Genomic DNA, 23,989 nt, shown 5'->3' with positions numbered 1-23,989 from the left:
AAAGGAGTTATGTCTAGACACCCAAGCTATGGAAAATCGAGTAAATCCGCTAAAAAGCGCAATGTCCTTAAAAGATTTGAAAGGGTTGACGTTTTGCGTCGTCTTGGCAAATGGAAAGATGGAGAAAATGTAAAAGTAACCAACTTACCCAAAACACCCAATTCTTTCTAGTTTTGCAAATAAAAATTTTAAATTCACAAAAAGACCTCCATTTTTCTAAGGTTAAAATAAAAAAGGTGGTCTTTTTTTTATTTGAATTGCTACAAATCAAAACGGATGAAATAAGCATTCAGTTTGTCTCTGAAAAAAGAATTTCTCAACTACATGCCCTTTTTTTTCAAAATCCCGCTCCCACAGATTGCATTACTTTCCCCATAGATTCTATTCCCTACAAGCGGAATGGGTACCACCTTTTAGGTGAAATATTTATTTGCCCCAAAATGGCTAAGCAGTATGCTAAAAAATATCAAATAAATCCTTTTGAAGAGTTATGTCGTTATGTAGTTCACGGCATTTTGCATTTAATCGGTTTTGAAGATGAAAAACCTGATTTAAGAGCGCAAATGAAAAGAAAAGAAAATGCTTGTCTAAAATGCCTAAAACAAAAAGGACTACTTGCACTAGATTAAAGGAATGCTATTTTGACTACTTTTTATGGTATAATCACTTTTTTATTCTTAATTGGGTCCAGTGCTTTAACCGCTGTTTCTGTTGCTCTGCAACAAATGGGAAAACTACAAGTAGAAGATTATTTAAAACAAAAGCATCTCCCTTTATTTTTCCGTTATTTTCTTCAGATTTTTTTTGGTAAACAAAAGTGGGAAGGTATTCTTTTTTCTTTGAGTTTTACAAAGCACATTCTACGTATTGGCTTTGTTTTAACGGCTTTTTTTCTTTTGATAAAGCAAAAAATGTTCCAAAGCAATTTATCTGAAGAGCTACTTTATGATCAAAAAGCGATGATTTTTATCATTTGCGCAATCATTCTTACTTCATTGACAACAGATTGTCTCTTTAGTCTATTTGGTCGATTTAAACCAAAAAAGACACTATCCATTTTAGCAGCGCCCTGCTCTCTGATTTTATCTATGTGTATTCCTTTAACAGCTCCCTTTTTTAGATTGATACAATTACTTTCTGTTAAGCTCTCTCAAGATAAAAAAAGCCCTTTTGGTTTTCGACTGAAAGACAAGATCCACGAGCTATTACAAGAAACGGAGTTAGGGGTTTATTTAGATGCAAATGAGCAAAAACTGATTGGCTCTATTGTGTCTTTTAAAGAAAGAATTGTCAGAGAAGTTATGGTTCCTAGAGTCAACCTAGTCAGCTTGCCTTCAACAACCTTTTTAACAGAAGCGGCTAAAGTTTTTCTTATAGAAAACTTTAGCCGTATCCCTGTTTATAAAGACACTGTTGACAATATTGTTGGAGTTCTACTCTATAAAGACATTCTAAAAGTGCATATCGAACATCAAAATGATGCTAAGCTGCTTTCTTCTTCTATAGAAAAAATCATCAAACCTGTTCTCTATACACCAGAAACCAAAAAAATTGCTTATTTATTGCAAGAATTTCGTAATAAACAAATCCACCTTGCCATTGTAGTGGATGAATGGGGAGGAACAGAAGGCATTGTAACGATCGAAGATATTTTAGAAGAGTTAGTAGGAGAAATCGCTGATGAATACGACGTAGGCACAGAAAGCCTATACACAACACTACCCAACGCAGAAGGGTGGATTATCAGCGCTAAGATGTCTATTCTCGATATTGAAGCAGAATTAGGTATACGCATCCCCCAAAGTCCCGAGTACGATACCATTGGAGGATTTGTAGTGCACCGAGCAGGAGCCATCCCTTCTAAAGGCTGGCGCCTACATCAAGATAACTTTGATATAGAAATTTTAAGCTCTACCGAACGCTCTATTGAAAAAATCAAAATCACTCACTGTCCTTGATTGCTTAAAAATGCACTACATGCAAAATAAACCATTATCTTAGAGCCTGTTTAAAATCTTCTCATTAAGGTATAATGATAGTTTTCATAAAACCTTTGGAGGTAGTTATGACCCGCTCTTATCCAAGCGATATTTCTCGTAAACAATTTAGCAAAATCCATCTAATACTTGAGTCTACACGCAAAAAAACACGTCCACGAAGAGTTGATCTATATGATATTTTTTGTGGAATTTTGTACATTTTAACAAGTGGTTGCCAGTGGCGTATGTTACCCATAGATTGTCCTAAATGGGAATGATGTGATTATTATTTCCCTCTTTGGAATAAAAAAGATGATAAAAATTCTAAGAGTATTCTTGAAATAGTTTTAAAAAAAATTGGGCAGTGGTCGGAAAGAGAAAACAAGCTTTGTAATTATTGATGCTCAAAGTGTTAAAAATACTGATACAGCGGAGAAGAAAGGATATGATGCAGGGAAAAAAATATCAGGAATAAAAAGACATATAGCAGTCGATAGCCAAGGGCTTCCTAATGGGATTCACATTACCACCGCTAATATCACTGACAGAAATGGGTGTATATAGTAGTGCCAATTCAAACGGCTAGCTTAATGGGGTTCAAGTCAACGATTTGAAACTTGTCTTTATCCTATATTTTTATATGCGATTGAATCGGAACCACTATATACTAGTTTGATTTCAAATTAAGAATTGCATAACTAGTTTTTTTTGAAAAAACTGCTCTATTTTGCAAGAAGATGTTATCTTTTGCATAAAAATGTTTATATATTCAAAATCTTAATTTGAATGCAAATAAGTATAGAAGCATGTTCACTACATAAAAACCATTTGTTCGGTGTAAAAAATGTTTTAGCAGATGGAGGATATTCTGGAGAAAAATTTGCAAAGAGTGTGCAGGAGATATTAGGATGTATAGTAGAAATAGCCAAAAGAAATACACTTCATACTTTTACAGTTATTCCCAAAAGATGGGTTGTAGAGCGTTCTTTTGCGTGGATAGAAAAATGTCGCAGGCTATGGAAAAATTGCGAAAGAAAACTACATACAAGCCTGAATATGGTGGTTCTTGCTTTTATTGCTCTACTTTTGAAAAGATTTTAAACAGGCTCTTAAATAAATCTATAGGAAGATTTAGTTCTTTTTAAGTTTTTAATGATTGGTTTTTCAGACTTTCTTTTAAAGTATGGGCTAACTCTCTTCGTAATTGCCTTCCATCAAGAGTCAGACTGGAAGAAGCCTGCTCCAAAGAATCAGCGGATAATCTTTTTTCAATAAATTCTAAAGCATGTGCTCCGCAATCTACTCTATTCCATAAAGATTGAGGATAATTTATATTACGAATAATTGAAGGGTTTTGATCAGGGAAAAGAGCTTTACTGAGCTCCTCTAAAAACTTTTGAGTCGGTTCATTCCATTCTGCTAGATTGCGATCTACTGATCTAACAAAGATGGAATAAACTCGGTTTCCTTTAGGATCAAAATACTCTATTTTCTCATCTTTTAAGTTAATAACAGCTACTACGATATGTTGCTCGCGAAGGAAATTTCCCGCTAATAAGAAAGGCACAAAAAACAAAGAACCGTTTTTTTCTTTTGCTTCTTTTACTTCAACCTCAATTGTTTTTAGAAATTCATTACAGCTAGGTCTTAATTTATTTAAAAGACGCATATTAAAATGAAAAGCAGGATTTATATTTTTTAAATAATCCAAGTAAACTTCTGCTGAAGAAGGACCTAAACAGCCCGAGGATTCAAATTGTGCAATCACTCGTTCATACTCTTCTTTTTTGACTTCTAAGGGTTTTGGAAGATTTTCACTTAACATATCAACAAAATCTTCTTCTTCATCTAAATCTAAGTTATTTTTATCTAGTGTTTTTTGGACTAAAGTCTCTGAAGCAACCTCAGCTGTTTTTTGTGTATCAGGTCTTTCATTTTTACTCCAAATAGCGACTAGCTTTTTCCATGCAAAATAAGAGCCAATTACAGTAGGAAGGGTTAAAATGGCCACCGCAACCCAGCCTAAGGACTGAATGATCTTTAAAGGATTAAAGATAAATGATTGTTTATTATTAATTTGATTTATTTTCATTTATAAGTACCAGTTTTAAGTTTTTATCTAATTATATAATAAACTCGTTAGTCTTTTCAAGTTTGAAGTGCACAGAAGAATTAAAAAAAAGAATAGGCAGGCGATGAAAGAATCTCTATTGTGATTTTTAACAATCAAACACAAAAAGAGACCTTGCCTAAAGGCTACCATCACCTAACCTATGACCAAAGATGTCAGATTTATATTTTACAAGCTAGAGGAGATACATCTAGCTCAATAGCAACCATTCTAAAAGTTCATCATAGCACTATTAGTAGGGAACTTAAGAGAAATAAAGGGCAACGAGGATACCGTCATCAGCAAGCTCAAGAAAAAGCATTTCTTAGAAAAAATTCTCAGCCCAATAAAAAAATGACTCCTCAAATAGTTACCCGTATTGAAGAAAAAATCAAGTTGCAATGGAGCCCTATACTCGTTTGCATTCAAATTAAGAGTTTTAATACATAAACATTTTTATACAAAAGATAACATCTTCTTGCAAGATAGAGCAGTTTTTTCAAAAAAACCTAGTTATGCAATTCTTAATTTGAAATCAATCTAGTATATAGTGGTTCCGATTTAATCACATAGAAAAATATAGGATTAACAACAAGTTTCAAGTCTTTGACTTGAAACCTATTAAGCTATCCGTTTGAATTGGCACTACTATATACGATTGAATCGGAATCACTATATACAAATATCCGGATGGCTTAAAAGACATGGTAAAGAACATGTTAGTCATGAGACCATCTATAATCATATCTGGAAAGATAAACGACAGGGAGGACAGCTTTATAGAGAGCTCCGTCATCGAGGGAAAAAATATAACAAGCAGAGAAAGGGAACTTCTGGAAGAGGGAACAGCCCTGGTCGTATAAAACTGCAGAGGAAGTAAGTCAAGCGTTAATTGAACAACTTAAACCTATCAAAGATTTTGTACACACATTAACAGCAGACAACGGAAAAGAATTTGCCTATCACCAAATGGTTAGTTTCGAGCTAGAGACAGACTTCTAATTTGCAACGCCCTACCATTCTTGGGAAAGAGGCTTAAATGAGCATACAAACGGACTAGTTAGGCAATATTTTCCTAAAACACAAGGCTTTTTAGATACGACTTCCAAGGATATGGAAGGGGTGGAAACTTATGCTAAATAACAGACCTAGAAAGGCTCTCAACTTCAAAACTCCACTAGAAGTGTTTAGGAGATTATCTACAAACATGCTATGCTCGGGTGCACAATAGATGTTTTTTCAAGTATTTATATGTTCTTTTTTGTGCACTTCGAGGTTGAAAGGGCCTTTTCTTAAGGGTTTTTTTGGGTAAAAACCTCTTTATTTTTAACCCTCTTGCTAAAGAATCACCTTATCAGGCACAATATCAGTTCGTTGGATAATATCAGGAGATTTCATGCGTCGATCGATCTGTTATTGCGAGCCTAATCTGGCTTTTGCTGGTCAAGTTTCAAATTGGAAATTTTTTTACACTACTGCTGTAACACTGCCTAAGGGTACTATTTTAAAATTTAACCTTTTTTCTCAGGGCAGAATTAGCGACTGGCAAATACCTGAGGCTAGCTCTCAAGAAAAGAAAAATCGAATTTGGATACAAACCCCTGAAGGTAAGTCTATTAACGCTAAAAAAACAGGTCAGTCTACCTTTGAGTGCACCCTGAGCTCTGATCTAAAAGCGGGAGAGACAGCAATCATCATTATAGGTGCTAGTGAAGGCTCAAAAGAGGGAAATCGAGCTCAAACCTTTCTACAGAGAAAACGGGCTTTTCACCTTTATATTGATTCCAAAGGAAAAGGCGACTGGAAAGAGCCTGAGATTTTTACTTTAGATGTTAAAGGGAGCTCTCTGGAAAATATTCGCATCATAGCTCCTTCATTGGTTTCTAAAAACAAGCGTTTTGATGTAATTATTCGTTTTGAGGACTGCTATGGGAACTTAACCCATCAGGCACCTGAGGGCACTTTAATTGAGCTTTCTTATAAAAATTTGCGCGAGAATTTAAATTGGAAGCTATTTGTTCCAGAAACCGGTTTTATCAACATTCCCAATCTATATTTTGGAGAAGCTGGTATCTATAGGATTGAATTGCGCAATCTAACAACAAAAGAAGTATTTTATTCATCCCCTATTAAATGCTCTACAGACTCAGATGCAGATAAAAGCATTTTCTGGGGACAGCTACATGGGGAATCAGAGCGATTTGATGCGGGCGATAATATTGAAAACTGTCTTCGTTATTTACGTGATGAGAAAAACTTTAATTTCTTTGCTACCTCCTCTTTTGAAAATACAGAAGAAACCTCTAACGACACATGGAAAGTCATTTCTTCACAAATTGCTGAATTTAACGAGGATTTAAGATTTTCTACTTTTTTAGGATTTCAATGGGTAGGAAAACCGTTAGAAGAAGGAATTCATCAGCTGATTTACTCTAAAGACAATAAACCTATCTTGCGCAAAAAAGACGCTAAAAATAGCTCCTTGAAAAAGATCTATAGAGCCCATTCTCCTAAGGAGATCTTATCTATTGCTTCCTTTAGTATGGCAAAAGGAATGGAGACAAATTTTAAAGAATTTGACCCCGATTTTGAAAGAGTTGTGGAAATTTACAATTGCTGGGGCTCTTCCGAATGTTTAGGAAAAGAAGGAAACCTCAGACCCATTACGGCAAAAAATGGTAAAGAGATTGTAGAATCGGAAAAAGGCTCTATCAGACAAGCTCTAAATCGCAACTGTCGTTTTGGTTTTGTAGCGGGTGGCTTAGATGATCGTGGAGTATACAATGGTCTTTATGAAGGCTCACAAGTGCAATACTCTGCTGGATTAACAGCCATTATAGCAGTAGAACAAACAAGAGAATCTCTTTTTCAGGCACTTTATCAAAGATCTTGCTATGCAACCACTGGGGATAAAATTGTATTAGGATTTTTCATTGCAGGAGCATGCATGGGAAGCGAATTAAACACAAAAATCAAACCCGGTTTGATTTTTAATCGTCATCTTACAGGTTTTATAGCAACAACAGAAAATATCAAAGAAATTGTCATTGTTCGCAATGGCGTTCCATTTAAAATAATGAATCCTAATCAAACAGAATATGAATTTGCTATTGATGATACCGAATCTATCTCAAAGATCTCTTTACAATCTCCCGATGAACGTCCTCCCTTTATCTATTACTATCTTAGAGTAACGCAAGAAAATGGCCATATTGCATGGAGTTCTCCTATCTGGGTTGATCATACAGAGCTTCTTATTCACAAGACAGCTTCCAAAAAGCTTAAGAAAAAAGAAGATACAGGGTAATCTGGTTTATAAGAGACCTTTTACATGTTAATTCTAGCATCAAGCTCGCCTAGACGTTCGGAAATTTTGCGCTATTTTTCTCTTCCTTTTACCCAGCATTCTTCTCATTTTGATGAAAGTATCATTCTTTGCACTTCAAACTTGAAAAGACTAACCTAAAAATGAAGAAGAAGCTTTTACTATGCTAATGGAGCTCTCAAATCAATGGCATGTAGTAATAACGGCTGTATCTGTTATATAAAAAATGTATTTGTTATAGTGGATTAGAGAAATCCTATGTTCTTTTTAATCCACTTACAGAAGAACAAATTAGACTCTATCATAAAAATGATCCTTGCTTAGATAAAGCAGGTGGATATGGCATTCAAGACTCAACCAAGCATCTTGATCCATCGAATTATAGGATGTTATTACAATATAATGGGATTACCGATTAATCTAGTAACAGAGCTCCTTTCTAAAATGCAGGTAAATTTATGGCATTATTTAAAAAAACCTTAAAGTTTCTTTTTTGCATATCTTTTATCTATTCTCACCTACAAGCAGAAACTCTGCAAACAAAGGTTAATCCATTACATATTTTCTATCTGGTACAATCTAAAGAGATCTCGCAAGCAATCACCCTCTATCAACGGTATAAAGAAGAGTTGGGGCGGCATGATTTTGAAGCATTGCAGCGCATGGCTGAAATGATTTTAGAACAAGGTGCTAAAAGTTTAGAGAGCGAAGAACAACTCATTTCTCTATTGGGATTGAAGATTGCTAGAATCCAAACTACAAAAGAAATCTTAGAATCAGGAATTACAAGTAGGCATCCAGAAGTGCAACTTGCTACTTTGCAATTGATTGGACAATTACAAGATGATCGATTTGAATCCCTTTTAAATAAAGCCATGTCCTCTGGTTTTTTGTATACAAGGCTAGAAGCAGCTTATCAATTAGCCATTAGAAAAACACGAAATTCCGTGGGTCAAGTAGAATCTCTCATGCATAAACTACCTCCTGAAATGCGCTTTTTTTTTCCTCAATTTTTTGCTTTAGTCGGCTCTTCCGATGCCGTTTTATTACTCAAACAACTACTCGATGACCCTATTCAAAAAACGCGCATTGAAGCTATTTTACATTCTGCAAAAGCTGGATACGAAGAGCTATTACCTAATATTCGTAGAAAAGCCTCTCACATTAATCCTGCAGAACAAGAAGCTTGCTGTTTTGCTCTCGGAGCTTTAAAAGATACACATGCTCTATCCATTTTGCGAAATCTAAGCCTTTCTAATAATGATAATGTGAAATTAGCCGCTAATTATTCGCTGTATTTACTAGGAGAAGAAAGTGCCAAGGAAAAAATCTTTTCTTTAGCAAAAGAGAAAAATCTATTTGCCATTGCCTTACTGGGTAAAATTATGGGATCGGAAAAAGTACTGATTTCTCTTCTCCAAGAAAACCATCTACAGATTCGTTTTAATGCTATGCTCTCCCTACTTGATTTAAAAGATGAGCGTTGCCTGCCTTATGTAAAAGAGTTTCTTGTTAGAGATAGTCGTGATTTTGGATTTCAGCCTCAAATGACAATCGGTAATGCCTTTACCGCATGGAAAGTAGTTCCTTCTATGCAACAGCATATGAAACACTCTTTTTATGATTTAGTCGGGCTTTCTTTGTATGTAAAAGAAGAAATCTTAAGAAAATCTATCGAGCTATCTCCTGATGCATTTGTAGATTTAGCCAGTTTTCTTCTTGATGCAAGACAACTGGAGTTAATTCCTGGTATAAGTTCTTTATTACAAAATCTACAGACCCCTAAGGCAATTGCTTTATTAGAAAAACATGCTCAAAGAGCAAAAATACCCTTAATTCGCAACTATTGCAATCTTGCATTATTTCAACTCAATAAAAATACACCTTCTAAGCAGCTCATTCTAGAATGGATTCATTCTCAGCAAAATAGGCAAATCATTCAATTTCGTCCCCTCTTAACAAGAGAGAATTATTTTAAAGACAAAACCGCCTTTGAATTAACTCCCGAAGAAAATTCACAGCTGCTAATCAGCTGCTATCAGGTGATTAGCAATCAGCATACAAAAGAAGGTCTTGATGTTCTACTAGATAGTTTACAACAAGGACATCAAAAAAATCGACCTTTGATCGCAGGTCTATTGATCCAAACTCTGCAATAGCTTTAAACTGCTAAATTTCACGATGTAACCTTAAAGCAATGATTCATGTATTTTCTGTTGATTTTTTCCCTATGTTTCTTAAGTGCCTTAGCTTCTGAACCAGATTTACCTTGTTTTGAAAATAGCTGCTCTGAGTTAGATGATCTGACTATTGATTTAAAAAATCCCAGTTTTTCCAACGGGGTTCTTTCTACAGAAGAAGGGGGGGTAGCTAAATCCAGAGGCATACGAATCCAAGCTAGAAAAATGACCTATATCAATAAAACGGAAAATGGAATTTTCATACAAAAAATTCTAGCAGAAGACGATTTAATGCTAGAGCTGGGTAATCGTGTATTTGTAGGGTCTCGATTAGAATACGATTTTATTCACCGTAGAGGGACTGTTATCTGCGGTAAAACATTTGTAGATATGTGGTTTCTAGGAGGAGATAAAATTGAGCTTCTAGAAGATGGCACTTTTTCTATCACAAATGCTTTTGTAACTACATGTGAAAATCAAGATACGGATTGGGATCTACAAGCAAATACAGCTACTATTACAAAAAATCATCTGTTATCTGCAAGAAACATTCATTTCCGGCTTTTTAAAGTCCCTCTCTTCTGGCTTCCTTTATTTAAAAGCAACTTAAAAGCGTTTCAAAATTCTCCTATTCGCTATAAGGTGGTATGGGATAAAATTCTAGGACCAAGACTTACTGCGCGCTATCGGTTCTTTTCATGGAAGGATATAGATTGCTTTTTTCGCTTGGATTATCGAATGAAAAGAGGTTTTGGAGCAGCTTTAGAAACCGAATACCTTTCTCAAGATAAGCGTACCATTTTTGTTACACGTAGCTACGGAGCCCATGATAAAAGTTTTCCTGATGAAAAAAGCCCTCATAGGTATCGCTTACAGGGTTTGTATCATTACTTAAGCAAGGATCAAAAAACACAAGTCCATCTTACTTATGACAAATTAAGCGATTCGCAAATGGTGGGTGATTTTAAAAGCGAAGATTTTGAAATTAATACACAACAACGCACTCTATTAACCATTTCTAGGGAATTTAACCAAGCTTTTTTATATTTCAATCTACAACCGCGTATTAATTTTTTTCAGAGCATTGATCAAGAACTCCCTTTTTTCTTTTTAGGTATACGTCCCTTTACTTTAGGCTCTTCTGGAATTATCTCTATTAATAACTTTAATGGAGGGTTTCTTGATTACATATACACCAATCCATTAAGATCTCAGTTAGATGCTCTACACCTTCCTGCGCAAACACGTGCAGGTAGAGTACAAGCCTATCATGAACTCTACCGCCCGCTTTCTATTGGTCCTTTCATGTTAACGCCCAATATAGGAGCAACGGGAATTTTCTACAGTAATAATTCCTCTGACCAAGCGGTAATACAGGCTACTGCTTTTTATGGAATAGAAGTTCATACCCGCCTTGTTGCCTCCTACTCTTGCATGAGACATGTGATTGAACCTTATGCACACGCACAAGGGTATACTCGTCCGGTTTTAGGCTTAAATAAACACTTCTATTTTGACATAGATGATGCCTATACTCAGCTCAATCAATTACGACTTGGTATACGCAATGATTTAATCCGGCCCATTACTTCTTACTTTGTCCCTACTTTTACCAGTGAAATTTACACCTATGGTTTTTTTGGGAAACGCGCCTTTGATAGAAATTTCCCCAAAGGGTATTTATCTCTTGGCTGCAATTTTTCTTCCGTTGCTTTAAAAACCACCATTGCAAGAAATTTTGAAAATCAAGTTTGGGATTTTGTCAATGTATCTGCAGAATGGACATTAAATGAAGATTTAGCGCTTGCTGCAGAATTTCGTCACCGAAGCGCTTTTGACTGGCGCAAGGCTAACCATAAAAACTTTTTACTAGAGATTACAAGACCTATCTCGGAGCTTTTAGATACTTCTCTCTCCGATGGGCGCAATACGATTCTAGCCCGAGGTTATCTTCGCCTAGGACCTAAGTGGAGTTGCCTTGTGCAAACAAAACATGGATGGAGGCGCAAAAGCGAACCAAGTTATCATGCAGGAAAAATCGATCTTTTCACCATGCTTACCTGTAGCTGGCAGTTAAGATTATCTTACGAACGTCTGCCTAATGACAATCGCTTTACAGCAGCTGTATCCTTATTTAAATAGACTGGTATTTTTTCTTAATTTCTCTAAGAAGAGGCTTGATCTCCTTACGCGTTTTTGCATCCAGATGATCGATAAAAAGCACACCGTTGAGATGATCATTTTCATGCATGCGCACACGTGCATTATAACCATCTATCTTTTCTGTAAAAGGATTCCCACTGAGATCTAAAGCTTTTACAACTACAAAATCAGGTCTTGTGACTTTATAGAAAAGTTTAGGAATAGAAAGACACCCTTCTTCTTCTTTTACTTGATTTTTTCTAGGAAAGGATAACTTTGGGTTGATATACACTCTAGGTTCAGATAGCTTCCACTTATCATTTTCCAAATCGACATAATTGCGTAGAACAAATAAACGAATATCATGGCCTAATTGAGGAGCTGCTAAACCAACTCCATCATGTTTATCCATGATCGCAATCATACTTTGTATCAGCTGCCTGATTTCATTTGTGATTACAGTAATTGGTTTACAGATCTTTCTTAAGATGGGATCGCCATAATAGCGAAGAGAAGCCAACATAAATCAATGCTGCACTTCTTCAATTATTGTAGGATTTAAAGAAGTCCTACGGCTTAAAGCTCCGGTCCATAGAGATAGTACTACGCATGAAATAATAAAGATAATTCCCAAATAAGCTGTAAACTTCTTTAAAATATCTGCTGTAGATGTGCCAAATAAAGAATCTCCAGGATCTCCTCCAAAAGAGGCTCCTAAACCTAAACTTTTGCTCTCTTGTACTAATACCACAAGACATAAAACAGCGCAGAGCAAGATAAATAAAAAAATTACAAGATAAAAAACAAAAGTCATAAATTTCCTCTAAAAATTAACAATCTGGGCAAATGAGATAACATCTAAAGAAGCTCCTCCAACAAGTGCTCCATCGATGTCAGGCTCAGCCATTAAATTCGATATGTTTTCTGGTTTTACCGATCCACCATACAGTATGGGTAAATCATCGGCTACTCTTCTTCCCATTAAGTTTTGAATATAATTACGTATGAATGCATGCACATCTTGTGCTTCCTCTTTGGTTGCCGTTTTACCAGCACCAATAGCCCAGACGGGTTCATAGGCAATCACAACCTGTTTTACTTCCTCTTCACTTAAGGCCATTAGACACTCTTCAAGCTGGGTTCTCAAAGTAACCTCTACTAATCCCCCTTTCCTTTCTTGAAGCGTCTCTCCTAAACATAAAATCGGTATGAGCTTTTCTTTAAGAGAGCGCTTCAGCTTGCGGTTAATCAATAGATTGCTTTCTTGAAAATACTCTCTTCGCTCCGAATGGCCAATGAGGGAAAATTGAGCTCCACACTCCTTGATCATTTTTGCAGAGACCTCCCCTGTAAATGCACCTTCTATTTGATCATGGATATTCTGAGCACCGATCACAATAGAGCTATTACCCGCAGTCTCCACAGACACTGGAATCGCAGGATAAGAAGGTGCTATAAAAATGCGTCTCTTTGAAGATGCAATCAAAGGGATCAAACTGTTAATAAAGCTTCTCGCTTCTTTAACAGACTTATACATCTTCCAATTTGCAATAATAAGGGGTACGCGCGACATAGAGCTTAAACCAACTTAAGATTTTAATAGCCGTGATTTTAATCGATTTTAGAACTGAAGGCAAGTCTAAAGAAAAGAGCCGTTTAATCTCAATCTTAGCTTAAAGATATATCACTTTGTATTTTCCCCTTACAACTAGTTCTCTAATTGCACACAAGGGGAATATAAATTCTATTAATTCTTCATAAGCTCTCCGAGCCGATATTTTGCTTGCAAAATAAAAGGCGTTTTTTAAGATCTTGGACAGCAAAGTTTAATGCGGGAGAGTAAGTCCAGGGTTCTCTGCGGAGTCTTTTTTTGAAGAAAACTATTTGAGGTTCTTCGCTCCATTATGCTATCCGAAATGAAATGGGTTAAGAGCCAACTTCTTGTCGTCTTTGCCTATTTCTTCGGTTTTTCTCCTACAAAAATTTTAGCTGCTTTTCCTAATGTACTTTTCTATTTCTAAAAAGATGTGTTTTAAGCTATTTTTGGCTCGCCATAAATAAATTCTTTTTGTTCGATCAGCATCTTGTGCATGATCACGGATAACTTTCTACCTACTGCTAAAGCGGCTTTCTTCATCCCTTTTTTTTGCATAATTTTTAAACCCCAAGCTTTCACTTTACTCCATTTCTTACTTCGTGTGAGCATTACCATTCCAGCCTCAACTAACAAAGACCTAAGTTCATTGGATCCACATTTCGAAATTCTTTCCTGTCTTTGCACTTCTCCAGAGGCATATTGTTTGGGAGTCATATATAGTAGTGCCGATTCAAACGGCTAGCTTAATGGGGTTCAAGTCAAATACTTGAAACTTGTCGTTAATCCTATATTTTTGTATACGATTGAATCGGAACCACTATATACTAGTTTGGCTTCAAATTAAGAATTTAAACCATATAAAAATCTTTAAGCAAAGAATAATATCTTCTATGAAGGTAAAGAGATTTTTTTCAAAATACCAAGATGTAATTCTTAATTTGAAATTAAACTAGTATATCGATTGTATACCGTCTTTTCCCTTAAGATCTTCCACAAGCGTTCGATAGGATTCAAATTCGGCGAATAAGGAGGGAGATAATGCACTTTAATCCTAGAAGACATCAGAAACTCTTCTAGTTTCTTATTTTTGTTTGATCTCGCATTATCCAAAATTACATGAATAATTCGAGCCTTTGTCTGTTTTTCTAGCTTCTTGAAAAAATCGAGCATTGCATCGGCATCAACTGTCTTATATTCCTCTGTAAAAATCTTCATTCCTGTCAGGCAAAGAGCTCCAGCAAAATGCAATCGCAATTGTTTCCCGGATGTCTGCAAAATCTTTTGAACGCCTTTTTTGATCCATCCACATACGGCTTGGGACTGATGTTCAGGATGCACAGCATCTATGAAATAGATCTCTTCATCAGGGTTTATGGATTTTCCAAGTCATGGAAGGAATAGGTGTGGTCTATTTTTACGATGAATCGCTTATCATACACTATTCGAGAAGTTATCACTAATCTCAACGAGATTCGGAAAAAAATCATTTAAGTATCTCACCTTACGAACATACAGAGGGAAAAAGTGGCTTGATAAGCAGCACGATCCTCTATAGAGAGTGCGTAAGGTGAGTTTTAAAAGGGATTAAAAAATTATCCTATACAGAGGGCTGATTTTCATTTTGTAAAGCTTTTCTTGTTAATGCTGTTAATTCTTGCTTATGAACCTATCTTGAATTGAATATAAATTTTCGCTATGATACCAGATCTTTTTATTTTTTAACTAAAGACAGATGACATGAGCAAGCAAGGATTAAATGAAGAACAGTTTAAAATACTCGAACCTCAAATGGAAAAATGGGTAAATCGTAACCATTATGGAAGAAAATTAGCGCCATGGAGACCTGTAGTGAATACTATTTTCTGGGTGCTTCGGACAGGAGCTCCTTGGAAAGATGCACCTAGAAACAAGGAGTTTTCTCATCCCTCAACAGCACACGCATGGCTTGGAAGAATGCAATCTGCTGGATTTTTAGATCAATTTTTAGAAGAGCTGCTTAAGCTTGCCGAACAGCTGGGGTGTATTGATGCCCAGAGACTCTCTGTAGATGGTTTTTTTTTCCAGCGGACGCGGAGGAGGAGAGCAAGTTGATTATGGCTACAAAGGTAAAGGCGTGACATCGCATTTACTGGTAGAAAAATCAGGAAAGCCTCTTGCAATCACTTTTACATCAGCATCCGGGGATGAGAAAAAACAAGTGATCCCTCTGCTTAGGAAAGTCATTCCCTTCATTAAAAAAGCATGGAATCAGGGAAAAGTACCCATACTTGAAGCAGATAAAGGTTATGACTCAGAGCAAACACGTATCGATGTTCTTTCCCATGAGGTTTTTCCTCTGATAGCTCGGAAAAGAAACACTAAGGGATATAAGATAAAAGGCATTTGCTACCTTGAAAAGCAACGTTGGGTCGTTGAGAGAACGATTTCTTGGTTAAAGACATGCTTCCGTCGTCTTACAGTGCGCTGGGAAAGAAAGGCAATATATTGGAACGGACTATTAATGTTTGGACTACTGGGATATTGGATGAATTTCTTAAGTCGGCAAGTATCTTTAAAACAGTAAATTTAATTCAAGATAGGTTCATATATGTTTGTAATATCAGTATAGAAATCGAAGGAACTGCTGTAATCTAGATCTGTTTGTTCAGCAGCTTCTTTTCTTAGAGCCTGTTTAAAATCTTTTCAAAAGTAGAGCAATAAAAGCTAGCACCACCATATTCAGGCTTGTATGTAGTTTTCTTTCGCAATTTTTCCATAGCCTGCGACATTTTTCTATCCACGCAAAAGAACGCTCTACAACCCATCTTTTGGGAATAACTGTAAAAGTATGAAGTGTATTTCTTTTGGCTATTTCTAATATACATCCTAATATCTCCTGCACACTCTTTGCAAATTTTTCTCCAGAATATCCTCCATCTGCTAAAACATTTTTTACACCGAACAAATGATTTTTATGTATTGAAAATGCTTCTATACACCCATTTCTGTCAGTGATATTAGCGGTGGTAATGTGAATCGCATGAGGAAGCCCTTGGCTATCGACTGCTATATGTCTTTTTATTCCTGATATTTTTTTCCCTGCATCATATCCTTTCTTCTCCGCTGTATCAGTATTTTTAACACTTTGAGCATCAATAATTACAAAGCTTGTTTTCTCTTTCCGACCACTGCTTTTTCTGACCTCGCCAACCCATTTTTTTTAAAACTATTTCAAGAGTACTCTTAGAATTTTTATCATCTTTTTTATTTCAAAGAGGGAAATAATAATAACATAATTCCCATTTAGGATATTCTATGGGTAACATACGCCACTGGCAACCACTTGTTAAAATGTACAAAATTCCACAAAAAATATCCTATAGATCAACTCTTCGTGGACGTGTTTTTTTGCGTGTAGACTCAAGTATTAGATGGATTTTGCTAAATTGTTTACGAGAAATATCGCTTGGATAAGAGCGGGTCATAACTACCTCCAAAGGTTTTATGAAAACTATCATTATACCTTAATGAGAAGATTTTAAACAGGCTCTAAAGCGAAATGATGGCCAATGATTTTAAAGCCATGGTTGAGATATAGTCTATGAGCATCGTGTCGCTGTGGACCGCTATCCAAATGGATTTGGTCGCATTTGGCTTTTTTCCCCTGCTCGATTACCCACTTCAATAGTTTTCCGCCGTGTCCGCTTCTCCGTGTTTCAGAGTCAGTGATTAGGTCATCGATATATAGAACCTTTCCCCAAGCTAAAAACTCCAAGAACCTAAATCCTGCAATAGCCCTCGCCTCTCCCCCGTCTTGGCAATACACTAAGTGGTATCCTTCAGCTAGTTGACGCTGGACTTGCTCGACAAATGCCTGTTCATCCGTCAAATGAGGTCGCAGTTGCTTCATGACTCTATGGCATGATCGGATTTGCTCTTCCGTAGAGGCTCTTTGGATTTTGGCTTCTTCTGCAGTGATTAGACTCATTTTATGCTCCGATTTTCTTTTTGGGATTCACTAAGTTTTCCATGTAAAGCTCCATTTGGTAATGGGGAACAGGATGCCAGCTCGCAATAAACTCCCCGATGATCTTAAAGCCGGCTTTCTGATATACGTGGATGGCTCGTTTATTGGAGGCTTCGGGATCGATCAGAACCTTTTTCATATTTGGAAAATGGCTAATCAAAAATTCCCGAATCATGGGCACTGCAAGTCCTTTTCCTAAATAATTGAGATCGCAAAGTCACCAGAAAAAGGGTTAGGCGGAAATAATGTGCTTGAGGATGCTAGATTGCTATCGGCACTGCTGGCATCTTCGCCAAACCCTATCGACTGGCCAAAATTGGTAGAGCGTTATGAAAGAGAAATGTTTACCAGGGTAAGAACGGCTGTTGAGGAATCTAAGAACGCAGCGGAATATTTCCGCACCCTTCGATCTCCTTCATGAATATCAGGGAATTAAAAAATCTGATATAAGGAAAAGGCTTAAAAACAAAATAATTTAGATTTTTGATTTAAAGGACTAGAAAAATGAATAAAGAGTCGGCCGCATATAAAAGCCTTTGCACTGAATACTATGAGTTGGACAAACCAGTCCCGCCGGCAGATGCTCTTAAATGCTACTTAAATTATGCAAAAGAAGCTGAAGGAAGAATCCTTGAACCTATGTGCGGCACAGGAAGATTTCTTATTCCGCTTTTAGAGCAAGGGTATACTGTTGCAGGCTTTGATTCTTCCTCTCATATGCTTAAGGTTTGCCGTGAAAAATGCGCAGATTGTAAATTAACAGCCGAACTTTCAGAAGATACATTTGAAACTTTCTCGCAGCCAGGGAAGTATAACTTGATTTTCATAACGAGCGGTTCATTCGGCCATCTGATCGCTCAAGAGGAGGTGGACAAGGCTTTGGCATTCGTTGTTGAGCGGTTAAATTCCGGCGGGAAATTTGTATTCGAAATCGAGACTTTAAAGTCTGTTCGCGAACCGCAAGGGATTTGGAAAGGAAGATGGGTGAACAGGCCCGACGGTTCGAAAATTGTTATGCATGTGCTGTCGCGCTTCGATCCTATTTCACGAGTGGACGAAGGTCTTTTCCGCTATGAATTATGGGAAGCGAATGAAATTTCCAAAACAGAAGTCGAAGATTATCGGGTAAGATATTATGAGCCTGCTGAAATGGAAAGCTTATTGCAGCGCTGACTCTGTCGTTTTATTCGAATGCGTTAAGAAATAAAATCCTCCCTCATTTTTGAAGGAGGACCTTTAAAATTAGGATAGCTCTCGATCAGCAAATATTTTCATTGCCTCTGCCATAAAGACAGCCAATTCTGGATGAAAGGGATCCAGCTGTTTTCTGAACTCAGGATGTTCTGCATACAATTGAGCCATCGCTTTGTACACTTCCTGCGTTGCAGAATGGGTTTGTTCTGCAAAGGCGTGATGCTTTTTGATAATCTTTTGCACTTCGCCATCTGCAGGATCCAATCCCTTTTCGATGCAATGACCCAGTTCTTTAAAGAGAGCATGAGCCGTTTTGACGATGTTATCGTAATAGGCTTTGCCCCGCTTCTCAACGTCTTCAGCGTTTTTGGTGGGGTTTTTTACACTTTGGACTACTATTTTTTCAGCTTGAGAGTAAGGCTGTCCTTCCTTCAGCTTGACTAACCCGATGTTGAAGCCATCGAACATTTCTTTGTCTTTCATTTTCTTTTTTCCTTTTAAATGTTTGATTGTCTTATCGATGGTTTTCAGCAGCCGGCCGACCTTCTCCCATTCGCAGCTTAAAGCCCTTCTATGGGAATGCAAAGCTGCAATTTGGTCGAAATCGCTTTTGCCAATAACTTTGAGGATCTGCTTCAGGGTAAGCCCTAGTTCCTTAAAGAACAGAATTTGCTGCAGCTGCAGCAGCTCCCTTTCTTCATAGTATCTCTATATCCATTGGCTCCATGGTAGGCGGGCTTCAGCAGCCCTATTTCATCGTACCAGTGGAGAGTCCGGATGCTGACCCCTGAAATTTTCGCTAATTTTGCAACTGTGTAAACCATCGGCGTTCTCCTTCAATATCCCTTTGATTTTAAAGGATAGCCCTATAATAAGGAATAACGTAACGTGAGGGTCAACGAAGAATTTTTTAAAATAAAAAATTGATATTCTTACCTAGTTCCAAGCTTCCATTCCTGAGTAGCGATTTTTTCAATAAAAGTGGCGTCATGCGATATAGCCACAACAGCTCCATCGAAATTGAGAAGAGCCTTTTCAAATGCCTCCAAGGTCATGAAGTCGAGATGGTTCGTCGGCTCGTCCAGTAAGAGGACATTAGGTTTTTCCAGAACAAGCGCTAGCAGCATCATTCTCTTGCGCTGCCCTGTGCTCAGCGTGGAAAATGGGCGCCTCAGCAAATCGGCTCCTCCTAAAGCTGCTTTATGAAGTTCGCGCCTTAAGTCCTCTTCGGAGAGCTGATACGTACTCTCAAAGTACTGAAGAGGTGTTTGCTCCATTGGAAGCAGTCCGACTTCCTGATCCAGGAAAGCTATTTTTGCAGCAGCAGCCGAGCGGATGTTCCCTTCATCCAACGGGAGAAGGCCGGCAATCGCCTTCAGAAGGGTTGTTTTTCCGCATCCATTCGGACCTGTGACAAGAATCCTGTCTCCTTTGCATATGCTCTTGCAAAAGCCGGAAAACAAAATTTTATTCCCATACGACTTGCCTGCATGGTCTAGTTCAATTGCAACTGAGGATGCCAACGGCGATTCGGCAAATTTCAAGCCCTTGATGCTTTTCGGCTTTGGGTGGGAGAGAAGATTTGACTCGATTTCTTCAAGCCGCCCTTTCATTGCATCGAGCTTGTGCTGCAAAGACTTCTGATGCTTCTCCCCTCTTTTGTCATACGCCATGATATTGCGGTCTTTAGGAGGAGTTATACGCTACAGCTATAGCCTTCGTGTCTACCATAAATCTTCTCCTTTGTGATTTTTTTTGACAATCATATTGATTATAGTATACTATATCCAATATGTCCAATACAAAAAAAAGAACCTACTGCTGCCCGTCTAGAAATGCAAAGGCAATGCAAACAAGAAGCCGGATCCTTATTGCTGCAAAAAATCTTTTTGAATCAGAAGGGTTTGAATATGTAACGATTGAAAAAATAGCCCAAGCCGCGGCTGTTTCAACACCAACCGTTTATTCACTTTTTCAATCTAAGCGTGGTGTACTTCGTGCGTTGATGGATGAGGTATTTCCCAGAGACCAGTTTGAGACCCTCGTAGAAAGCAGCACTCAGGCAAAATCTCCAGAAGTACGCCTTCAATTCTCTGCCAAAATCGCGCGTCAGATGTACGATGCAGAGAAGCTGCAAATGGATATTTTTCGAGGTGCTTCTGTATTAGCTCCAGAATTTAAGGAACTTGAAAAGGAAAGAGAAACGCGTCGATATAATCGGCAAGAAATAACGATTGAAGCAATGATCAGAGAAAAATCTCTAGCTACCGGTCTTAGCCCAACGAAAGCCAGAGATATTTTATGGGCTTTTACCGGGCGTGACCTGTATCGCATGCTTGTAATAGAACAGAGTTGGACATCGGATGAATATGAGGAATGGCTAGCTCAAATGCTCATAAACGCCTTAGTAAAAAAAGAATAGCCATCGAATTGACTATCATTTGGATATTCAAAAACATTAGCTTCTTTTTTACGACTGATTTTTCAGAAAATTGTCATAAAAAATGTCGTAAAATGTCGTAAAAAAGTTGCCAATATAGGCTTTTTATGACATACTAAGGAAAAAAGTGTCGTAAAACCATGCCTTTTGAACCTAAATTCACAATTTCCATCCCTATAGCATCTGCGCTTACCGCAATTGAGCGCACGCGCGGTTTTTTGGAAGCAGCTACTCTTTCAAAAGACTGGGTATCCAAAATGCAAGCCCGGGCATTAATTTTAGAAGCCCACCACACGACCCACATAGAAGGCACGCATCTAAGCCTGGACCAATCCGAAAGACTTATTTCGGGAGAAAAAATGCAAGGGGTCGATTCGGAAGATGTAAAAGAATTGCTGAACTATAAAAAAGCTTTTGATTTTGTTGCCGAGTATGTCTTTTCCCAGGGAACAATAACCGAAGGCTTGATTCGAGAAATCCATAGCCGATTAGTAGAAGGTGTGAGAGGCAATACGGCCCAGCAGGGTCAATACAGGACCATCCAGAATTATGTTGCCAACTCAAAAACAAAGGAAATCATCTATACTCCCCCAGCTCCTTATGATGTCTCTGTTTTAATGGCCGAACTGACGGATTGGCTGCAAAACGAACGTACAATCCCTCCCGTTCTTGCTGCTGGGATAGCGCAGTTTCAGCTTGTCCACATCCATCCGTTTGTAGATGGAAACGGCAGAACTTCTCGGCTCCTGTCCACTTTGTGCCTCTACCGCTCCGGGTATGACTTTAAGAAACTTTTCACCATCAGCGAATACTACGACCGAAATAGACAGGATTTTTACCAAGCGCTCCAATCCGTCAGAAATAACGGCATGGATATGACGAGCTGGCTTGAATATTTCTGCAAGGCTTTGGAAACCCAAATGCATGAAATCCAATTCAAAGGATCCCAAGCTATGAAATTGGATGTTCTTGTGCTTGAGCATAAACTTTCCGAAAGGCAGAAACAGGCCTTGGAGAACCTGATGGCAAGCGAGAAGGATTTTAATATTCAAGAATACGAAGCGCTTTGCCCGGGAATAAACAGACGGTCTTTGCAAAGAGATCTTGCCGATCTCATAGAAAAGGGCATCATCACGCAAGATGGAATAAAAAAAGCAGCTCGCTATAGGCTGAACCGACTCAGATGATTTTTTGCGACATTTTACGACATATTTTTACGACGAAAACGAGTCTTCCGTGTCACAAAGAAATTGTGTATTAGTTACGTTAGAGAAAAGGGGATTGATGTGAAAGGATTGAATACTTGTGTTTTAGAACCAAAGGCACTGAATGTAAGACAGATATTAGACGATATCCAATTACAGCATCCAAATAAGTTCTCTAATTGCACACAAGGGGAATATAAATTCTCTTAATTCTTCATAAGCTCTCCGAGCCGATATTTTGCTTGCAAAATAAAAGGCGTTTTTTAAGATCTTAGGACAGCAAAGTTTAATGCGGGAGATAAGTCCAGGGTTCTCTGCGGAGTCTTTTTGAAGAAAACTATTTTAGATTCTTCGCTCCATTATGCTATCCGAAATGAAATGGGCAAGACAATGTATATTACGGCTTCTAAGAGTCAACTCATTTGTCGTCTTTACCTATTTCTTCGGTTTTCTCCTGCAAAAAATTTTAGTCACTTTTCCTAATGTTTTTATTTCTAAAAAAATACGTTTTTAAGCTGCCTTTGGCTCACCATAAATAAATTCTTTTTGTTCAATCAGCATCTTGTGCATAATTACGGATAACTTTCTACCTACTGCTAAGGCGGCTTTCTTCATTCCTTTTTTTCTCATGATTTTTAATCCCCAAGCTTTTAGCTTGCTCCATTTCTTACTTCGTGTCAGCATTACTATTCCGGCTTCAACTAATAGAGATCTAAGTTCACTGGATCCACATTTTGAAATTCTTCCCTGTCTTTGCACCTCTCCGGAGGCATACTGTTTAGGCGTCATACCAAGATAGGCTCCTACTGATTTAGAATCGTTAAAACGAGTGGGATCAAAAATTTCTGTTTTATAGGTTAATGCTGTTACAGGTCCTACGCCAGGGATTGTCATAAGCCGTTGTACTTCTTTATCCAGTTTTTCTACTTCCTCAACTACCTTATCAAAGGTATTTAATAGATAGGTTATGCTCAGAACAATACTTTTTTCCTGTTTTTCTATCTGCTTTACAACCACAGACGAAAATCTTTTGGATCCCACAGATCCCAATCGTATTCCGTAACTTTTAAGCAAGCCCCTTACAGTATTTCTGCGTTTGCTGTTTAATTAGCGCTCTTCTGGAAACTAACAAAATGCTTTTTTCTACTGAATCTTGGGGCTTACAGTGTACTCGTGTATACATACCTGATCGAAGGGCTTCTGCGATTCCTCGTGCATCATTTTTGTCTGTCTTATTTATTTTCAAAGCAAGAATCGTACTCAGCTTCCTTGCATCCATACATAGGGGATCTATAGCTCTTTTTCTAAATCCTGTGACTAGGTAATGAGATAAACATCCACTTTCAAAGCCAACAACGATTTCTTGAAAATCTCTTTTGGAAAAATCATCTGCTATTAAATCAGGATCTGTTTTTTCTGAACCTTCATGGACAATCTTACCTTGTTCATTTAATACACAGATAAAAGTTCTTTTCATTGATACATCTAATCCAATATAATGCTTCATGGGTTGCTCCTCATTTTTTTGCTCTTTAATGAGCGGTTTTGAGATTTGAAAAAATCTCGTTTATATTGGAGAGTTTAACCTACTCCGTTTAAGGAGCAACCCCTTCTTTGTGTGCAATTATGGCATGTATAAACGACAAGTTTCAAGTCGTTGACTTAAATCCCATTAAGCTAGCTATAGATGGATTTTGTTAAATTGCTTACGAGAGATATCGCTTGGATAAGAGCGGGTCATAATTACCTCCAAAGGTTTTATGAAAACTATCATTATACCTTAGCTGAAAAGATTTTAAACAGGCTCTAAG

General features: G+C 37.5%; 27 protein-coding genes and 4 pseudogenes. 17 read left to right on the top strand and 14 right to left on the bottom strand.

The window, feature by feature from the left end; genetic code table 11:
* Window positions 1–9 precede the first annotated feature (9 nt).
* The 5 genes and pseudogenes from RHABOEDO_RS05980 to RHABOEDO_RS05955 all read left to right on the top strand — a co-directional run.
* Complete coding sequence (locus RHABOEDO_RS05980) at window positions 10–171, top strand: small basic protein (RefSeq protein WP_215216431.1); 162 nt, start codon at window positions 10–12, stop codon at window positions 169–171.
* The gene (ybeY, locus tag RHABOEDO_RS05975) at window positions 111–629 is read left to right on the top strand and encodes an rRNA maturation RNase YbeY (protein ID WP_256439888.1); all 519 of its coding nucleotides are present in this window, start codon (window positions 111–113) and stop codon (window positions 627–629) included. Before RHABOEDO_RS05980 ends, ybeY begins: the two co-directional genes overlap by 61 nt.
* Before the next feature lie 12 nt (window positions 630–641).
* On the top strand, window positions 642–1,958 hold the full coding sequence (locus RHABOEDO_RS05970; protein ID WP_215216433.1) for a hemolysin family protein: 1,317 nt from the start codon (window positions 642–644) through the stop codon (window positions 1,956–1,958).
* Window positions 1,959–2,065: 107 nt separating this feature from the next.
* Window positions 2,066–2,540, top strand: a pseudogene (locus tag RHABOEDO_RS10820) (IS5 family transposase); the annotation flags it as partial.
* 255 nt (window positions 2,541–2,795) lie between these two features.
* Window positions 2,796–3,080, top strand: a pseudogene (locus RHABOEDO_RS05955) (transposase); the annotation flags it as partial.
* 40 nt (window positions 3,081–3,120) lie between these two features.
* On the opposite strand, the gene RHABOEDO_RS05950 reads toward RHABOEDO_RS05955, so the two are convergent.
* The gene (locus RHABOEDO_RS05950; protein WP_215217707.1) at window positions 3,121–4,071 is read right to left on the bottom strand and encodes a Ulp1 family isopeptidase; all 951 of its coding nucleotides are present in this window, start codon (window positions 4,069–4,071) and stop codon (window positions 3,121–3,123) included.
* A 120-nt stretch (window positions 4,072–4,191) separates the two neighbouring features.
* On the opposite strand from RHABOEDO_RS05950, the gene RHABOEDO_RS05945 reads away from it, so the two are divergent.
* From RHABOEDO_RS05945 to RHABOEDO_RS05920, 7 genes are all read left to right on the top strand, one after another.
* Window positions 4,192–4,539, top strand: coding sequence for a helix-turn-helix domain-containing protein (locus tag RHABOEDO_RS05945; RefSeq protein WP_215217708.1), 348 nt, complete (start codon window positions 4,192–4,194; stop codon window positions 4,537–4,539).
* 184 nt (window positions 4,540–4,723) lie between these two features.
* Window positions 4,724–4,969, top strand: a complete 246-nt coding sequence (locus tag RHABOEDO_RS05940; RefSeq protein WP_215217709.1) for a hypothetical protein — start codon at window positions 4,724–4,726, stop codon at window positions 4,967–4,969.
* Between the two features lie 516 nt (window positions 4,970–5,485).
* Complete coding sequence (locus RHABOEDO_RS05935) at window positions 5,486–7,396, top strand: DUF3604 domain-containing protein (protein ID WP_215217194.1); 1,911 nt, start codon at window positions 5,486–5,488, stop codon at window positions 7,394–7,396.
* Between the two features lie 24 nt (window positions 7,397–7,420).
* Window positions 7,421–7,555: a Maf family protein gene (locus tag RHABOEDO_RS11115; protein ID WP_256439914.1), complete on the top strand. Its 135-nt coding sequence runs from the start codon at window positions 7,421–7,423 to the stop codon at window positions 7,553–7,555.
* Between the two features lie 65 nt (window positions 7,556–7,620).
* Entirely contained in the window at window positions 7,621–7,833 is a 213-nt protein-coding gene (locus RHABOEDO_RS11475; RefSeq protein ID WP_320412341.1) for a Maf family protein, read from the top strand.
* Window positions 7,834–7,872: 39 nt separating this feature from the next.
* Complete coding sequence (locus RHABOEDO_RS05925; protein ID WP_215217193.1) at window positions 7,873–9,573, top strand: HEAT repeat domain-containing protein; 1,701 nt, start codon at window positions 7,873–7,875, stop codon at window positions 9,571–9,573.
* A gap of 45 nt (window positions 9,574–9,618) precedes the next feature.
* Window positions 9,619–11,736: an LPS-assembly protein LptD gene (locus RHABOEDO_RS05920; RefSeq protein WP_215217192.1), complete on the top strand. Its 2,118-nt coding sequence runs from the start codon at window positions 9,619–9,621 to the stop codon at window positions 11,734–11,736.
* Here the strand turns inward: RHABOEDO_RS05920 and def are convergent.
* From def to RHABOEDO_RS05895, 5 genes are all read right to left on the bottom strand, one after another.
* The gene (def, locus tag RHABOEDO_RS05915; RefSeq protein ID WP_215217191.1) at window positions 11,729–12,259 is read right to left on the bottom strand and encodes a peptide deformylase; all 531 of its coding nucleotides are present in this window, start codon (window positions 12,257–12,259) and stop codon (window positions 11,729–11,731) included. The genes RHABOEDO_RS05920 and def overlap by 8 nt on opposite strands.
* A 3-nt stretch (window positions 12,260–12,262) precedes the next feature.
* Window positions 12,263–12,550, bottom strand: coding sequence for a preprotein translocase subunit SecG (gene secG / locus RHABOEDO_RS05910; RefSeq protein WP_215217190.1), 288 nt, complete (start codon window positions 12,548–12,550; stop codon window positions 12,263–12,265).
* Window positions 12,551–12,559: 9 nt separating this feature from the next.
* Entirely contained in the window at window positions 12,560–13,309 is a 750-nt protein-coding gene (gene tpiA, locus RHABOEDO_RS05905) for a triose-phosphate isomerase (RefSeq protein ID WP_215217189.1), read from the bottom strand.
* Between the two features lie 459 nt (window positions 13,310–13,768).
* Window positions 13,769–14,047, bottom strand: a complete 279-nt coding sequence (locus RHABOEDO_RS05900) for a transposase (RefSeq protein ID WP_215217188.1) — start codon at window positions 14,045–14,047, stop codon at window positions 13,769–13,771.
* A 219-nt stretch (window positions 14,048–14,266) separates the two neighbouring features.
* Window positions 14,267–14,689: an IS630 family transposase gene (locus RHABOEDO_RS05895; RefSeq protein WP_256439915.1), complete on the bottom strand. Its 423-nt coding sequence runs from the start codon at window positions 14,687–14,689 to the stop codon at window positions 14,267–14,269.
* 381 nt (window positions 14,690–15,070) lie between these two features.
* Here RHABOEDO_RS05895 and RHABOEDO_RS05890 point away from each other — a divergent pair, with 381 nt between their 5' ends.
* Window positions 15,071–15,424: a transposase gene (locus RHABOEDO_RS05890; protein WP_215217041.1), complete on the top strand. Its 354-nt coding sequence runs from the start codon at window positions 15,071–15,073 to the stop codon at window positions 15,422–15,424.
* Complete coding sequence (locus RHABOEDO_RS05885) at window positions 15,381–15,896, top strand: transposase (protein ID WP_215216393.1); 516 nt, start codon at window positions 15,381–15,383, stop codon at window positions 15,894–15,896. Before RHABOEDO_RS05890 ends, RHABOEDO_RS05885 begins: the two co-directional genes overlap by 44 nt.
* A gap of 108 nt (window positions 15,897–16,004) precedes the next feature.
* Here the strand turns inward: RHABOEDO_RS05885 and RHABOEDO_RS05880 are convergent.
* From RHABOEDO_RS05880 to RHABOEDO_RS05870, 3 genes and pseudogenes are all read right to left on the bottom strand, one after another.
* A pseudogene (locus tag RHABOEDO_RS05880) lies at window positions 16,005–16,797 on the bottom strand (IS5 family transposase).
* Window positions 16,798–16,850: 53 nt separating this feature from the next.
* Window positions 16,851–17,222 (bottom strand): GNAT family N-acetyltransferase, encoded by a 372-nt coding sequence (locus RHABOEDO_RS05875; RefSeq protein WP_245397487.1) that lies wholly within the window; start codon window positions 17,220–17,222, stop codon window positions 16,851–16,853.
* A gap of 79 nt (window positions 17,223–17,301) precedes the next feature.
* Window positions 17,302–17,529: pseudogene (locus tag RHABOEDO_RS05870) on the bottom strand (GNAT family N-acetyltransferase); the annotation flags it as partial.
* A 314-nt stretch (window positions 17,530–17,843) separates the two neighbouring features.
* Between RHABOEDO_RS05870 and RHABOEDO_RS05865 the strand changes: the two are divergent.
* Entirely contained in the window at window positions 17,844–18,512 is a 669-nt protein-coding gene (locus tag RHABOEDO_RS05865; protein WP_215217521.1) for a class I SAM-dependent DNA methyltransferase, read from the top strand.
* A 69-nt stretch (window positions 18,513–18,581) separates the two neighbouring features.
* Here RHABOEDO_RS05865 and RHABOEDO_RS05860 read toward each other — a convergent pair whose 3' ends face one another.
* From RHABOEDO_RS05860 to RHABOEDO_RS05850, 3 genes are all read right to left on the bottom strand, one after another.
* Window positions 18,582–19,016 (bottom strand): TipAS antibiotic-recognition domain-containing protein, encoded by a 435-nt coding sequence (locus tag RHABOEDO_RS05860; RefSeq protein ID WP_215217522.1) that lies wholly within the window; start codon window positions 19,014–19,016, stop codon window positions 18,582–18,584.
* Window positions 19,017–19,180: 164 nt separating this feature from the next.
* Window positions 19,181–19,357, bottom strand: a complete 177-nt coding sequence (locus RHABOEDO_RS11470; RefSeq protein WP_215217523.1) for a MerR family DNA-binding transcriptional regulator — start codon at window positions 19,355–19,357, stop codon at window positions 19,181–19,183.
* 108 nt (window positions 19,358–19,465) lie between these two features.
* A complete protein-coding gene (locus RHABOEDO_RS05850; RefSeq protein WP_245397486.1) occupies window positions 19,466–20,206 on the bottom strand; it encodes an ATP-binding cassette domain-containing protein in 741 nt (246 codons plus the stop codon).
* A gap of 173 nt (window positions 20,207–20,379) precedes the next feature.
* On the opposite strand from RHABOEDO_RS05850, the gene RHABOEDO_RS05845 reads away from it, so the two are divergent.
* Both RHABOEDO_RS05845 and RHABOEDO_RS05840 read left to right on the top strand, forming a co-directional pair.
* Complete coding sequence (locus RHABOEDO_RS05845; RefSeq protein ID WP_215217524.1) at window positions 20,380–20,955, top strand: TetR/AcrR family transcriptional regulator; 576 nt, start codon at window positions 20,380–20,382, stop codon at window positions 20,953–20,955.
* Between the two features lie 158 nt (window positions 20,956–21,113).
* On the top strand, window positions 21,114–22,160 hold the full coding sequence (locus tag RHABOEDO_RS05840; RefSeq protein ID WP_215217525.1) for a Fic family protein: 1,047 nt from the start codon (window positions 21,114–21,116) through the stop codon (window positions 22,158–22,160).
* A gap of 528 nt (window positions 22,161–22,688) precedes the next feature.
* On the opposite strand, the gene RHABOEDO_RS05835 is transcribed toward RHABOEDO_RS05840, so the two are convergent.
* Window positions 22,689–23,252: a transposase gene (locus RHABOEDO_RS05835; RefSeq protein WP_220017430.1), complete on the bottom strand. Its 564-nt coding sequence runs from the start codon at window positions 23,250–23,252 to the stop codon at window positions 22,689–22,691.
* Window positions 23,245–23,685: an IS110 family transposase gene (locus RHABOEDO_RS05830; protein WP_220017429.1), complete on the bottom strand. Its 441-nt coding sequence runs from the start codon at window positions 23,683–23,685 to the stop codon at window positions 23,245–23,247. The genes RHABOEDO_RS05835 and RHABOEDO_RS05830 overlap by 8 nt, the downstream gene beginning before the upstream one ends.
* Between the last annotated feature and the right edge of the window lie 304 nt (window positions 23,686–23,989).

This window comes from Candidatus Rhabdochlamydia oedothoracis, from assembly GCF_019453995.1.
In the GTDB taxonomy this organism is placed as follows: domain Bacteria; phylum Chlamydiota; class Chlamydiia; order Chlamydiales; family Rhabdochlamydiaceae; genus Rhabdochlamydia; species Rhabdochlamydia oedothoracis.
The sequence above is the reverse complement of the archived record's forward strand: the minus strand, read 5'-3'. Positions and strand labels throughout refer to the sequence as shown.